Below are 13,489 nucleotides of genomic sequence, written 5' to 3'. Positions count from 1 at the left end.
GGCCTTCGCCAATCCAACTTTCCGGCAAAACATTTCAAGCCGAGTGACAGCCGTCGCTGATCAGAATTGCTCTGAAATCGTTGACATTGGTGCCTGTGGGGCCGGTGACGAACAGGTCTCCGATCGCCTCGAAGCCTTTGTAAGAGGCATGTTGCGCCAGCAGAGCACCACCATCCAGGCTCGCGGATTGCAATCGCCGGACCGAGGATCCGTCGAAAAAGGCGCCGGCATTGTTTTCGGTGCCATCGATTCCATCGGTGTCGGCTGCAAGGCCTGTTACATTCAGACCGTCGATTGCCATGGCCATCGCGAGCGCAAACTCCCCATTTCGTCCACCGCGCCCGCCCGCGCCCCGGAGTGTTACCGTCGTCTCGCCCCCTGACAGAAGCAGCGCCGGTTTGCGGAAGGGCCGGTCGCGCGCCGCAGTCTCCCGGGCGATCGCCGCATGAACCAGTGCGGCGTCACGAGCCTCGCCCTCGATTGCATCGGAGAGAATATAAGGCGTCACGCCGCTGTCGAGGGCCAGCGCCGCGGCGGCTTCCAGAGATATCCGCGCAGATACGACGACATGATGTTCGTTCAAGGTGAAGGCAGCGTCCGTCGGGTCCGGTGCCGCTGCGACCGGCGCCTTGAAGTGGTTCAACATGGAGGTCGGAAGATCCAGCCGGTACCGCGCGATGACGTCGAGGGCATCATGCCGGTTGGTGCCATCGGGGACGGTCGGCCCGGAGGCGACGAAGGCCGGATTGTCGCCGGGAATGTCGGAAACGATCAGACTAACCACCCGCGCCCGCGTCAGAGCGGCCAGCCGGCCACCCTTGATGGTGGAAAAATGCTTGCGGACCGCGTTCATTGCCGAGATGGGGGCGCCCGAGGCCAGTAGCCGTTCGTTCAGCAGGATTTCGTGCTGCAGATCAAATCCCTCTGGCGGGGCCGGCAGAAGCGAGGATCCGCCGCCGCAGATCAGCGCAATCACCAGATCCTGCTCGGTGAGGCCGGCGATGATCTGCTTGAGCCGGGCCGCCGCCCGCATGCCCGCCATGTCCGGAACCGGATGCGCCGCTTCGACAACCTCGATGGTGCGCGTAGGGCAGCCATAGCCGTATCGGCTGACGACCAGTCCGGACAGTGGCCCCTCCCATAAAGCCTCAAGTGCCGCCGCCATCTGGGCGACGCCTTTTCCAGCGCCGATGACAACGGTCCGGCCTCCCAAGGGCGGGGCCGGCAGGTGTCGCCGTATGCCTTCGCGAGGGTTTGCCGCCCTTACGGCCGCGTCGAACAGCGATGCCAGAAAGCGCCGGGTGTCACGTGACAATGCGCTGGCCACGGTCATCGCTCTCGAAAAAATGCAGCTTTGCCGGATTCGCCCGCAGCAGCACCGCCTCGCCGATCCTGAGGCTGGCGCGTTCCCGCAGGACAAGGGAGACACGCGTGCCGCAGGTCTCCACGAGGATCACGCTCTCGGGGCCGGTGGTCTCGACGCCGACGACTGTGGCGGCAAAGGCGTCGGGCGTTCCGTCGCCGACCACCGCAAGATCCTCCGGCCGGATCGCAAGGATCACCCGCCGACCATCAAGGGCTGCCGATCGGGCAGGGAGGGCGATCCTGGTGCCGTCCTTCGCGACAAAGGATTGAGGCGATGCGGCGGAGGTCTCGCCCTCGATGAAATTCATGGCCGGGGAGCCAATGAAGCCTGCCACGAACAGATTGGCCGGGCGGTCATAGAGTTCCAGGGGATGGCCTATCTGCTCGATATAACCCTGGCGCATGACGACGATCTTGTCCGCCATGGTCATGGCTTCGATCTGGTCGTGGGTGACATAGACGGTGGTCGCTCCCAGCCGCTGATGCAGCTCGCGGATCTCGGCGCGCATCTGCACCCTCAGTTTCGCGTCCAGGTTCGACAGCGGTTCGTCGAAAAGGAAGACCTGCGGATTTCGAACGATCGCACGGCCCATGGCCACGCGTTGGCGCTGTCCTCCGGACAGTTGCTTCGGCCTGCGGTCGAGAAGCTCCCCCAGGCCCAGAATGGAGGCGGCTCTTTCGACGGCCGCATCGATCTCCGGCTGCGGCACGCTGGCGAGCTTGAGCGCGAAGCTCATGTTCTTGCGCACGGTCATGTGCGGATAGAGCGCATAGGACTGGAACACCATGGCGATGTCCCGCTCCTTGGGCCTGATGTCGTTGACCACGCGTCCGCCGATGCTGATCGCGCCGCTGGAAATGGCTTCCAGGCCGGCGATCATGCGCAGCAGGGTGGACTTGCCGCAGCCTGACGGGCCGACAAGCACGACGAACTCACCGTTTTCAACCCGCATGTCGACTTCGTGCAGTGCCTCGTAAGCCCCATATTTCTTCACTACCTTGTTCAATTCAACCTGAGCCAAAGCTGGTCCTCCCTTTTCCCTTGCGTCCGTCAGCCCTTCGTGGCGCCGGACATGAGACCGCTGACGAACATGCGCTGCATCACCAGAAAGATGAGCGCGATCGGCAGGGTCATGACGAATGAGGCGGCCATGACCGCGCCCCAGTCGGTATCGAATTCAGTCGAAAACTCGGCCAGCCCGATCGGCAGTGTCTTCATTTGCTTTTCGGTCGCGAAGGAAAGGGCAAAGACGAACTCGTTCCACGTCGCGACGAAGGAATAGAGAGCCACGGCGATAATGCCGGGGGACACCAGCGGCAACGATATGCGGAACAGCACGCCGAGATGGGACGCACCATCGATGATGGCGGCATCCTCGAGTTCCTTCGGGATGCCGCGGAAGTAGCCCGTGAGCATCCAGACGCTGAGTGGCAGCGTGAGGATCAGATAGACCAGGATCAAGCCAAGATAGGTGTTGATCAGTCCGAAATAGTTGAGAACGATATAGAGTGGCACGATGACGGTTGCGGTGGGCAGCAACTGCCCGATCAGCACGAAGGCAAGCGCGGCCGAGCGACCGCGGAAATCAAAGCGCGCGAAACCATAGGCCGCGAAGATGGCGAAGATCAGCGCCAGCGAAGTAGAGCCGATCGAGATGATGAGGCTATTGACGAAGTAGCGCGGAATGTTGCTCTCGAAGAGCACGGTCTTGAAGTTGATGAGGGTCGGCGGATCCGGTAGCCAGCGCGGCGGTATGGTGTAGAGCTGGGCGAGCGGCTTGAAGGCGGAGACCGCCATCCAGAGAAACGGGAAGACCGCGACGAGAACCAGCAGGGCGACCGGCAGCGAAATGACAAGGGTGCGGCGTCTGTCTTGCATGGATCAGTCCTTATCCTGCGCCGCAAACATGCGCATGTAGAGTACAATGATCACCGCGATGAACAGGAAGTAGAGAACCGCCATCGCGGCTGCGCGGTTGAACTCGAAATATTCGAAGGCCTGTACATAGATCTGGATCGGGAAGATCATCGAGCGGTTGGCGGGGCCGCCGCCGGTGATCGAGTAGATGATGGTGATACCGTCGAGCGCCCAGATGGTCAGGAGCAGTGTCACGGAAACCAGGACGGGCTGGAGCTGGGGCAACATGATGTGCCAGATCTCGTGCCAGAAGCTGGCGCCGTCCACCCGCACCGCCTCATACAATTCGTCGGGTACCGATTGCAGGCCGGCCAGCACCATCACGGCGACGAAGGGAAACATTTTCCAGGCATTGACGGCGATCAGGGCCGGCATGACGGTATCGGGATTGGTCAGCCAGCCGACGGGCTGGGAGATAATGCCGAGCTGCATCAGCATGTAATTGATGATGCCGTAGTCGGTGTGAAACATCCACGCCCAGGTCATGGCGGCGACGATGCCCGGCACGACCCACGGGATCAGCATCAGCGAGCGAACCACCGATCGTCCGGCGAACTGCTGATTGAGCAGGATGCCCGCGAGAATGCCGAGCACGAGCTGAAAGACCACCGAGCCGACGACGTAGTAGGCCGTGTTGAACAGTATCAGCCTGGTCGAGGGCGCGCTGATGGCCACATTGAAGTTGCGCATGCCGGCAAAGGCGCCGCTGGAATCGGTAAGGCTGAGCTCCACGGTCGAGAGCATCGGGTAGATGATCAGTGTCGCCAGCAGCAGCATGGTCGGTAGGATGAACCAGAGGCCGGGACTGATGTTTCGCGATGTCATGTGAATTCCCGTCGTTGGGCGCCCGACCGTTCTCGCCGGGCGCGTTCAACCTGTTCTTGCAAAGAGGCGGTCGATCAGTTCACTGGGACAGAACGGATTTGATCTCCTCGGCCGCCGCGTCCATCGCCTCCTGAACTGTGCTGCCTTCAAGCAGGGCCTCCTGAAGATAGTTGTAGTAGATCTGTCCGATCTGCCCCCATTGCGGGATAGCCGGCTGGGGCCGGGCGTGCTGGAGCATGGTTTTGTGCGCGTCCATCAGCGGATCGTTGAAACGTTGCGCCTGCAGTCCGGACATTGCGGCAGGGAAGGTCGTGGTGTAGGCCGCCTGGCGCCCCGCGTTCGACATGAAGGCGGCCAGCTTGATCGCGGCTTCCTTGTTGGGCGCGTCCTTGGGGATGATGAAGTTCCATCCGCCCAGAATGACAGCCGTCTCCTTGCCGTCAGGGTGGGGCAGCGGAGCGACGCCCAGTTCGATCTCGGGGGCAGCTTCGCGAATGCGCTCGATATCGGAGGTCGCTCCGGGGATCATGGCGACATTGCCCACCTGGAACAGGCGGCGGAGTGCATTGGAGTCGTTTTCCAGAGTGGAGGGCGGAGAGACCTTCAACGTGGTAAAGAGGTCCACATAAAACTTGACGGCTTCCACCGACTCCGGAGAATTGATGGTCACGTCCTTGTTGTCGGGGCCGAGAATGCCGCCCCCATTCATCCACATGAAAGGCAGCGAGCGAAACAGGGCATTGCCAGGCTGGTCGGCTCCGCCGCCCGATACGCCGTAACCATAGACCTTTTGACCGGCGCTGTTGGTGCGGGTGAGGGCCTTGGCGTAATCAAGGAATTCGGTCCAGGTTTGCGGTGGCCTGTCGGGATCGAGACCTGCCTCCTTGTAGGCTCCCCTGTTGTAGATCAGGGCGTGGGCTTCGGCCTGGAAGGGCAGGCCGTAGAGCTCGCCGTTGAAGGTGGCGGTATCGAGGCTTGCGGGAAGCACGTCGTCGAAGTTTACGCCCGCCGCCGTCAGATGGTCACGCAGGGGCTCCAGCTTGCCGGTCTCTGCCAACGGTATGTTGACGCCGTTCTGGACATCGATCAGGTCCGGCGTGCTGCCCGATTGGAGAGCAACCAGAATGCGGCTCTGCAGGCCGCCGGCGACATTCGCCTCGACGCGAACGTTTGTCCCGGGATTTTCCTTCATGAACTCGGCTGCGAAATCCTTTGCCTTCTGTTCGTTCCAGTTCATCGTCCACCACACCAGATCGGCGGCGGATGCGCAGGTCGCGTGGGACAACATCAGCGCCAGTCCTGCGGCGAGTATTCTGGTTTTGCGTTTCATTGGTTTCTCCTCCCTGGTCGTTTTCGAATACCGACGACGCTCACACTGCCTGCGAGATGGCCGCGTCGTCGCTTGAAGCATATGTCGCGGGGCCAAGCAGGTCGGCATGTCCGACGAGGGCCCGCATGTAGCCGATGGCCCGCATGTAGCCGATGGTGTAGGCCATCCCGGCGTGCCATGGCGCATTGCTGTGAACATCCGGCACGTGGTCCGGCACCATCACGCCATCGAAGGATTCGTCCCGCAGAATGCGGACGATTTCGGCCATGTCCACGTCGCCATTATCGACGAATGTCTCTTCATAGCGGGGTACCTTGCCCTTCACGTTGCGGAAGTGGACATAGGCAATCCGGCCGGAGCGGGCGAACCGCCGGGTCGTGTCGTAGATATTGCCGGTGGTCATTTCCTGCAGCGAGCCGATGCAGTATTCCAAGGCGTTGGACGGGCTGTCGATGACCGAGAGCAGGCGGTCGTATTTGGCGGGCTGGTTGACCAGCCGTGCTGTGCCGCGCAACGTTTCCATCGGTGGGTCGTCTGGATGGGCGGCCAGTTTCACTCCGGCCGCTTCGGCGACCGGTACGAGTTCCTTCAGGAACCACTCGAGGCGTTGCCAGAGTTCGCCTTCCGAGACGCTGACGGGGGCGGCGCCGGGCACGGCAGGACGGTAACGCATGTTCCACACCATCCCGTCGGGAATTGGTGCCTGAGCATCGAAGCTCGCGGTATCGAATACCGATGTGACGGCTCCGCCGCGCCCCACCGGAAGTCGCCGCCAACCCCAGACGCCCGCGATCGAGAAATTGTAGCCGATGACCTTGATGCCGGCGCGACCCGCATCTTCCACAAGTCGCTTCAACCCATCCATCTGTTGCCGCTTGTTCGGACCGTCCAGCAGGATGTCAGACCAGAAGTTCGGCGCGAAATTTTCCATCGCCGCAACCGTCAGCCCATGTTCGCCAAGCATGTCGACGACGTCCTTCATGTCGTCGTAGGTCCAGCGCGCGTGGCGGCTGCAGTCGCCGAGGATGGGACCCGGTTGTCCGCCGCTCAGATACGGCTCCGGATCCTCGACGCGCGGATAGCGGCCGAGATGCACCACGACATCCTTGATGCCGAGTTGTTGTGCGAACCGCGCATTGTCGCGATTAAGCCGCTCTCCGGACAGTGTCATTCCAACTCGGATGGGCAAGCATCTCTCCTCCTCGCCTCACATCATCAAGTCAAATATGAACTGATGATGTTCGCATTAGAATGAGTATGGTTTTCTCATCTGTCAAGCGGGTTCTTGCGGAAAACGGGTTTCCTTCAAAAGCGTGGGAAACACGTCGTTTCAAAACGTCAGCCAAGCGACATCGGTGCGAGGAGGCTCAGCCACCTCGCTTATCGAACACATGTCCGAGCTTCTGTCGTCAGTCGAAGAAGCCGCGATCTTCTTCCGTGAGATAGGCGATCGCCTTGTCGATGATGAAATCGACCCCCATGCCGGGGCGATCCCAGACGTCGACGAAGCCGTCCCTGACGATCGGATTGGGTAACCCTTCGACGATGTCGTACCACCAGTCCGGCTCCCCGACCGGGATTTCGAAGGCGATGTAGTTCTGGGGCAGGGTGGCTGAGACCTGGACAAGGGCGGCAAGGCCGAGCAGGCCGTTGGCCGTGCCGTGCGGCGCAAACAGCAGCCCGTGAATCTCGGCATATTCGGCGACCCGTTTCAATTCGGCGATCCCGCCGACGTCGCAGGGGTCGGGGCCAAGGATATTGACCGCTCGGGTTTCGATCAGTTCGCGGAAGTTCTGCCGCAGGTAGATCTGCTCTCCGGTATGGATCGGGGTGGTCGTGCTTGTGGTCAGGTCGCGGTAGGCGGGAGCGTTGACATAGGGCGTTTGATCGCCCGTCAGCATATCCTCGATCCACATCAGGTTCAGCGGCTCCATCGCCTTGGCGAATTTCTTGGCATCGGGCAGGGTCCATCCGGGGCCGCAGTCAAGCGCCAGCCCCACCGTGTCGCCACAGACCTCCTTCATCGCCTCCACGCACTGGACGACATGATTGAAGCCTCTTTCGGTAAGGTATCCAGTATCCCGCAGGCCCGGCATTGGCGTCGTCGTGACCTCGCCGTAGTGGAAATCCGCCACCTGTCGCGCCATGGGACTGTGGAAGGCGATGGGCTGCTTGATGATGGTGAACCCTTCGGGGGACGCCATCATCTTGCGGACGTCTTTGGCATAATCTTCCGGGCCCCAGCCGGTCATTGGAAAGCGCAAGCCGCCATTGTAGACGCGGACGCGATCACGGACCTTTCCCCCGAGCAGTTTGTAGACCGGAACGCCCGCCGCTTTGCCGGCGAGATCCCAGCAGGCCATCTCGATGGCGCTGATCGCACTACCCCAGGGTTTGAAGGCGCCGCGGTGACGGATGCGCAGCATCACGCGCTCGACATTGGTCGGGTCCATGCCAAGGATCATGTCGCGGAGCAGCAGGATATGCTCCTTCGCGTAGGGCTTCCAGAATTCCACCTGGCCGTAGCCCGAAAGTCCCTCGTCGGTGACAAGGCGCACGACAGGGTGGCGCCCGAACAGAGCGCATTTCACGTCAACGATTTTCATGGTTTCCTCCCGCTGCCGCCGGCGAGGCGGCTCGATCAAATATCCGGAATCCGGCTCGATATGTCCGCTGCCGCCTCGATCACCAGGTCGAGCAGTCGGTCCCGTTCCTCAGTCTCCTTGTCGGCCGCCAGAAAGGGTATGCTCAGCGCCGCAATCATCTGGCCGGACGGCGCGGTCACGGGTGCTGCAACGGCCCAGACGCTACCGCCATGTTCGCCCCTGTCGCTTGCCCATCCCTGCTTGCGGATCTTGCTCAACTCGCTGGACAGTTTGGCCGGATCAATGATGGTGCGAGGCGTGTATTTCGGCAGGGGGCCGGCCAGGAACCTGTCGATCGCGCCTGCTTCCAAATGCGCTAGAAGCATCTTGCTGGCGGCGCCGGCATGAAGGGGAAAGGACTGCCCGACCGCCGGATTGAGAGCATACTGTCCCTGTCCGGCGAAGGAGGCGACCACGACCACGGCCTGATTGTCCAGCACGGACAGCTTGTTTGCCTCACCTGTCGCCTCTGCCAGCCTCTTCATGATCGGCTGGGCGAGGGCCACCAGGTCGAAGGTGGCTTCCGAGCGCACTTTCGATGCCAGGCTAAGCAGTCTCGGCCCCAGTACATAGGTGCCGTCGAGCCGTCGTTGCACCACGTTGTGCGCGTGCAAGGTATTAAGGATGCGATAGACCGTACTCCGGGGCACGGACAACTGGTCGGAAAGGCTTCGGATGGTTTCTCCCGCCGGCTGAAGCTCCAGCGATGACAGGATTTCCATCATCCGCTCCAGCACCGGAACGCCATACTTGTCCTTGTTGTCTTGATGGATGTCGTCGCTCATCACAGGCCCCCGGCGGTCATTCAGCTACGAATGACGTAAATTCCCATTTGCAGCAACCTTTGATTTTTTCTGGTCTGTTCCATTCCCTCATTGACACCGGCTTTGTCAAGCTTCATTCTTAAATGAATGTCATTAGTTTATATATGAACTGATGCCGTTGGTGACAGCCAACATGAGAGGATCGATACCGACAGCGAGACGGCCGCATTGCCGACCGGGCCGCCGGAAAGGCAGTGCCATTCCACCAGAAATCAACAGCCTCGGTTGCGCGCTTCGATTGAACGCGACGGGCAAGAGACAGGACATTTTCATGATCGAGACACACGACATCAAACGGCCGCCGCGCGAATGGGTGGATGCCATCAGGAACATCGGCGCGGCAACCTCATCGAGCCAGCTCAGCAAGATGGGCATTCGCAACACCCATATCTACGGTCCGGTCACCAAAAAGGAAGGCACCGTCATGTGTGGCCCGGCCCTGACCCTGCAATTCGTGCCGAAGCGCGAAGACCTTCAGGACGCGGATGAGTATGCGCAACCGGAAAAGCAGGTACACCGGCATGTGCTGTATCACACCCAGCCCGGAGACGTGGTTGTCGTGGATGCACGCGGGGACATGAAGAGCGGCATTTTCGGCGAGATGATGCTGACCTATTTCCAGGGCAAGGGCGGCGCCGGCGTGGTGATCGATGGCTGCCTCCGGGATTATCCCAATGCCAAGCATCTCGATCTCGGCATGTGGGTTCGCGGCCTGACGCCGAACTTCCACACTCAGACGGATCTGATGCCCTGGGGTGTCAATGTGCCGATTGCCTGCGGCGGCGTATTCGTCATGCCCGGTGACATCATCGTCGCCGATGATGACGGTGCGGTGGTCGTTCCGGTCGGCCATGCCGAGGAACTGATCAAGCGGGCATCGACGCATCACGACTGGGAGGAATTCTCCAAGGAGCGTCTGCTGGCTGGTGGCGAACTCAAGCGCTACTACCCGCTTCACGACGATGCCCGGCCGGAATACGAGGAGTGGCTGCGCAACAAGGTTGTCAAGTAGGGAGCTGCCAATGGAGAATCAAACTCTGGAGGAGGGCATGTTTCGTCTGGTGGCAGACAGTCGCTCGCAGCTCGGAGAAAGTCCGGTCTGGAGCGCGGCGGAGCAGGTTCTGTATTTTGTCGATATCCGCGGCCCTTCGATCAACCGGTTTGATCCGGTGACCGGCAAGCTCCAGGAGTTCATGCTGGAGGAGGAGATAGGCTGCATCGGCCTTTGCCGCGGTGGCGGCTTCATCGCCGGTCTGAGGTCGGGCATCTGGCGGCTGGACGGGCAGGGCCGTAAACTTGCAAAGCTCGCCGACAATCCCGAGGGAACCGAGTTCAGCCGGTTCAATGATGGCCGCGTCGGACCGGACGGCCGTCTGTATGTGGGCACCGTCGATGAATCACGCCAATACAGGGCGAAGCTCTATCGCTATGATCGTGGTGGGCTTGCTCCGCTGATGGATGGGTTGATGACATCAAATGGCCTGGCGTTCTCGCCGGATGGCGCAACGATGTATCATGTGGACTCGCCTGCCTCGAAAGTGACCGTGCAGGATTTCGACCGATCGACCGGAAGCATAGCGGGTAATCGCGTGCTGATCGACATACCCGACAATCCTGCCGCTCGGCCGGACGGTGCAACGATGGATGTCGAAGGCTGCTACTGGCTGGCGATCTTCGGGGCGGCGGTCGTCCGGCGGTTTTCGCCACGAGGCGAATTGATGGCTGAATATCCGGTTCCGGTTAAATGCCCCACCATGCCGGCATTTGGTGGTATCGATATGCGAACCCTCTATGTCACGACGGCCGGAAGCCGCAGGCCGGCCGAGGAGATGGCACAGTTCCCGCATTCAGGCAGCTTGTTTGCGATGAGGGCGCCGGTGGCCGGCGTGCCCGAGCCGCTATTCGACGAGGAGATTTGAGGAAACAGAAGCCGGCCTCCGAGGGCCGGCTCAGACTGCTGACAAACCTCTGGCCACAGCCAGGGGTTTGTGATTCAGTGGGACATGTTGAAGAAACCTGCTCCCGAACAGACGGCTCTCGAGATGGTGACGCTCGATGGGCTGGTTCCAAAGGATCATCTGCTTCGCAAGATCGATGCGGTGATCGACTTCTCCTTCATCCATGACCGCGTTGCCGGGCACTACTGCGCCGACAACGGCCGGCCGGCCCTCGATCCGACCTGCATGTTCAAGGCGCTGTTCATCGGCTACCTGTTCGGGATACGCTCGGAGCGGCAGTTGGTGCGCGAGATCGAAGTCAACGTCGCCTATCGGTGGTTCTTGCGGATGAAGCTGACCGACCCGGTCTTTGATGCCTCGACGCTGTCGCAGAACCGCCGCCGTCGCTTCAAGGATACCGACGTGGCGCAGGATATCTTCGATGCGATCGTCGAGCAGGCGATCCGGCACGGCCTGGTCGATGGCACGGTGCTGTACACGGATTCGACGCATCTGAAGGCCAATGCCAACAAGGGCAAGTACGACTTGGAGATGATTGCCAAGTCACGCGCCGACTACTGGACCGATCTCGACCGGGCAATCGAGGCGGAGCGCGCCGCCCATGGCCAGAAGCCGTTGAAGGAAAAAGAGCGCGAGCCTATGGTGAAGGAAACCAAGGTCAGCCGCACCGACTCGGACAGCGGCTATATGGTGCGCGACGGCAAGCCCAAGGGCTTCTTTTACTTGGATCATCGCACGGTGGATGGCCGCCATGCCATCATCACCGACACCCATGTGACACCTGCCAATGTGCATGACAGCATCGTCTACCTCGAACGCCTCGACCGGCAGCGCGCGCGCTTCGACTTCAACGTCGGTGCGGTGGGGCTCGACGCGGGCTATGCCACGTCGGGCATCGCCAAGGGACTGGAGGACAGAGACATCCTCGGAGTGACCGGCTATCGCAACCCGACACCGCCCAAGGCCGGGATGATGCGCAAGTCGAAGTTCGTCTACGAGCCCGAGACGGACGGCTATCGCTGCCCTCAGGGCCAGTTGCTGACCTATGCCACCACCGACCGCACCGGCTACAAGCATTACGGCTCCGACCCCGCCCTCTGCCGTGACTGCCCGCTGCTTGCCTCCTGCACCTCTAACGCCAAAGCAGAGCGCACCATCACCCGCCATGTCTGGCAAGATGCCCGCGAGCGAACAGACGCTCATCGCAAGACGCCTTGGGGCAAGGCGATTTACAAGCGGCGAAAGGAGACGGTCGAGCGCTCCTTTGCCGACGCCAAACAGCTTCACGGCCATCGTTATGCACGCTTCCGCGGCCTGATCAAAGTCAGATGGCAATGCCTTCTCGCCGCCGCCGCGCAGAACATCAAAAAGATCGCAACCGCAATGACCAAGGCTTCAAAGCCCGCCTGGGGATAAGGCCATGGCCCGCTTCGGATAACACTACCCGGCCGCACAAACACTACCTGAGCGCGCACTCCACAAACAAGAAAACCCGCCGAGAAAAATCGACGGGTTTGTCAGCAGTCTGAGAGCGGCCGCATGGGCCGCTCTTGTCCGCAGTCAGCTTGCGACACATGCCATCTTGAGACACATGGAAGGGGCGGCCGGATCATCCGGCCGCCCCTTGTTGGTTATTCGAAGCCCATGATCTTGTGGGGCACGTAGTGCTCGGTCAGTTCCGCCAGGTCTTCCGGCGTCAGCCGGATGGACACGGCCTCGGCGGCATCGACGATCTGGCTTTCGCGGCTGACGCCGACGATCGGCGCGGCAACCGCCGGGTTGGACAGCAGCCAGGCGATGGCGATGCGGGCACGCGGCACGCCGTGACGCTTGGCAACATTGGCAACCGCGTTGATGACCCGGCCGTCCGCATCTTCCGTGTCGCCGTAAAGCACCGGACGCAGAAGGTCCGTACCCTTGCGAAGCGATTCATGTCCGTCTTCACGTGCGAGCAATCCGCGGGCAAGAGGGCTCCAGGGAATGAGGCCCACGCCTTCGGCTGCGCAGAGCGGCACCATCTCCCGCTCTTCCTCCCGGTTCAGCAGGTTGTAGTGGTTCTGCATGGAGATGAAGCGCGCCCATCCCTTGTAATCCGACAAGTAGAGCGCCTTGGCGAATTTCCAGGCATGCATTGAGGATGCGCCGATATAGCGAACCTTGCCGACCTTCACGAGATCGGAAAGCGCTTCGAGGGTTTCCTCGATCGGCGTCACCGGGTCCCAGCGGTGGATCTGATAGAGATCCACATAATCGGTGCCGAGCCGGCGCAGGCTGTGATCGATTTCCTGCATGATCGCCTTTCGCGACAGGCCCTTGGCATTGGGGCCGTCACGCAGCGGCGAGTTGATCTTGGTCGCGAGCACGATCTCGTCGCGCTTGGCATAATCCTTCAATGCACGCCCGACGATCTCTTCGCTCGTACCGTTGGAGTAGATATTGGCGGTATCGAAGAAGTTGACGCCAAGTTCGATCGCCTTCTTGATCAGCGGGCGGCTGTCCTCTTCCGTGAGAGTCCATTTGGGATTGCCGCGGTCCGGTTCACCGAAGGTCATACATCCCAAGCAGATGCGCGAGACCTCCAGCCCCGACTTGCCCAATTTCGTATATTCCATCGTCATAACTCC

12 protein-coding genes are annotated in these 13,489 nt (G+C 61.1%); 3 read left to right on the top strand and 9 right to left on the bottom strand.

The annotated features are described in order from the left end of the window. Nucleotides 1–34: 34 nt before the first annotated feature. The 8 genes from ACST81_RS24130 to ACST81_RS24095 all read right to left on the bottom strand — a co-directional run bounded on the left by ACST81_RS24130 (nt 35) and on the right by ACST81_RS24095 (nt 8,868). On the bottom strand, nt 35–1,333 hold the full coding sequence (locus ACST81_RS24130) for a glycerate kinase type-2 family protein (RefSeq protein WP_438753954.1): 1,299 nt from the start codon (nt 1,331–1,333) through the stop codon (nt 35–37). After that, nucleotides 1,305–2,387 (bottom strand): ABC transporter ATP-binding protein, encoded by a 1,083-nt coding sequence (locus ACST81_RS24125; RefSeq protein ID WP_438753952.1) that lies wholly within the window; start codon nt 2,385–2,387, stop codon nt 1,305–1,307. Before ACST81_RS24125 ends, ACST81_RS24130 begins: the two co-directional genes overlap by 29 nt. Before the next feature lie 29 nt (nt 2,388–2,416). Next, nucleotides 2,417–3,244 carry a carbohydrate ABC transporter permease gene (locus ACST81_RS24120; protein WP_438753950.1) on the bottom strand — a complete coding sequence of 276 codons (828 nt, stop codon included), beginning with the start codon at nt 3,242–3,244 and terminating at the stop codon, nt 2,417–2,419. 3 nt (nt 3,245–3,247) lie between these two features. Further along, nucleotides 3,248–4,108, bottom strand: a complete 861-nt coding sequence (locus ACST81_RS24115) for a carbohydrate ABC transporter permease (RefSeq protein ID WP_438753948.1) — start codon at nt 4,106–4,108, stop codon at nt 3,248–3,250. 79 nt (nt 4,109–4,187) lie between these two features. Further along, complete coding sequence (locus ACST81_RS24110) at nt 4,188–5,438, bottom strand: ABC transporter substrate-binding protein (protein WP_438753946.1); 1,251 nt, start codon at nt 5,436–5,438, stop codon at nt 4,188–4,190. A 40-nt stretch (nt 5,439–5,478) separates the two neighbouring features. Then, the gene (locus ACST81_RS24105) at nt 5,479–6,627 is read right to left on the bottom strand and encodes a mannonate dehydratase (RefSeq protein WP_438753944.1); all 1,149 of its coding nucleotides are present in this window, start codon (nt 6,625–6,627) and stop codon (nt 5,479–5,481) included. A gap of 220 nt (nt 6,628–6,847) precedes the next feature. Further along, nucleotides 6,848–8,044 (bottom strand): mandelate racemase/muconate lactonizing enzyme family protein, encoded by a 1,197-nt coding sequence (locus ACST81_RS24100; RefSeq protein WP_438753942.1) that lies wholly within the window; start codon nt 8,042–8,044, stop codon nt 6,848–6,850. A gap of 35 nt (nt 8,045–8,079) precedes the next feature. Next, on the bottom strand, nt 8,080–8,868 hold the full coding sequence (locus ACST81_RS24095; RefSeq protein ID WP_438753941.1) for an IclR family transcriptional regulator: 789 nt from the start codon (nt 8,866–8,868) through the stop codon (nt 8,080–8,082). Between the two features lie 310 nt (nt 8,869–9,178). Between ACST81_RS24095 and ACST81_RS24090 the strand changes: the two genes are divergently transcribed. From ACST81_RS24090 to ACST81_RS24080, 3 genes are all read left to right on the top strand, one after another. Continuing rightward, a complete protein-coding gene (locus tag ACST81_RS24090) occupies nt 9,179–9,919 on the top strand; it encodes a ribonuclease activity regulator RraA (RefSeq protein ID WP_438753939.1) in 741 nt (246 codons plus the stop codon). Nucleotides 9,920–9,929: 10 nt separating this feature from the next. Continuing rightward, nucleotides 9,930–10,826 carry an SMP-30/gluconolactonase/LRE family protein gene (locus tag ACST81_RS24085; protein ID WP_438753937.1) on the top strand — a complete coding sequence of 299 codons (897 nt, stop codon included), beginning with the start codon at nt 9,930–9,932 and terminating at the stop codon, nt 10,824–10,826. Nucleotides 10,827–10,910: 84 nt separating this feature from the next. Continuing rightward, nucleotides 10,911–12,281 carry an IS1182 family transposase gene (locus tag ACST81_RS24080; protein ID WP_438751402.1) on the top strand — a complete coding sequence of 457 codons (1,371 nt, stop codon included), beginning with the start codon at nt 10,911–10,913 and terminating at the stop codon, nt 12,279–12,281. A 215-nt stretch (nt 12,282–12,496) separates the two neighbouring features. Here the strand turns inward: ACST81_RS24080 and ACST81_RS24075 are convergent, their stop codons facing one another. Next, on the bottom strand, nt 12,497–13,477 hold the full coding sequence (locus ACST81_RS24075) for an aldo/keto reductase (protein WP_438753935.1): 981 nt from the start codon (nt 13,475–13,477) through the stop codon (nt 12,497–12,499). Between the last annotated feature and the right edge of the window lie 12 nt (nt 13,478–13,489).

The sequence above is a fragment of the Pararhizobium sp. O133 genome (assembly GCF_051669845.1).
Classification (GTDB): domain Bacteria; phylum Pseudomonadota; class Alphaproteobacteria; order Rhizobiales; family Rhizobiaceae; genus Pararhizobium.
This window is presented reverse-complemented; position numbering and strand designations above follow the sequence as displayed.

Excerpts from the sequence above, each read along its gene's own strand:
- ACST81_RS24120 (WP_438753950.1), bottom strand. The coding sequence starts at position 3,244 with ATGCAAGACAGACGCCGCACCCTTGTCATTTCGCTGCCGGTCGCCCTG.
- ACST81_RS24090 (WP_438753939.1), top strand. The coding sequence starts at position 9,179 with ATGATCGAGACACACGACATCAAACGGCCGCCGCGCGAATGGGTGGAT.
- ACST81_RS24115 (WP_438753948.1), bottom strand. The coding sequence starts at position 4,108 with ATGACATCGCGAAACATCAGTCCCGGCCTCTGGTTCATCCTACCGACC.
- ACST81_RS24080 (WP_438751402.1), top strand. The coding sequence starts at position 10,911 with ATGTTGAAGAAACCTGCTCCCGAACAGACGGCTCTCGAGATGGTGACG.
- ACST81_RS24075 (WP_438753935.1), bottom strand. The coding sequence starts at position 13,477 with ATGGAATATACGAAATTGGGCAAGTCGGGGCTGGAGGTCTCGCGCATC.
- ACST81_RS24110 (WP_438753946.1), bottom strand. The coding sequence starts at position 5,438 with ATGAAACGCAAAACCAGAATACTCGCCGCAGGACTGGCGCTGATGTTG.
- ACST81_RS24100 (WP_438753942.1), bottom strand. The coding sequence starts at position 8,044 with ATGAAAATCGTTGACGTGAAATGCGCTCTGTTCGGGCGCCACCCTGTC.
- ACST81_RS24085 (WP_438753937.1), top strand. The coding sequence starts at position 9,930 with ATGGAGAATCAAACTCTGGAGGAGGGCATGTTTCGTCTGGTGGCAGAC.
- ACST81_RS24095 (WP_438753941.1), bottom strand. The coding sequence starts at position 8,868 with ATGAGCGACGACATCCATCAAGACAACAAGGACAAGTATGGCGTTCCG.
- ACST81_RS24130 (WP_438753954.1), bottom strand. The coding sequence starts at position 1,333 with ATGACCGTGGCCAGCGCATTGTCACGTGACACCCGGCGCTTTCTGGCA.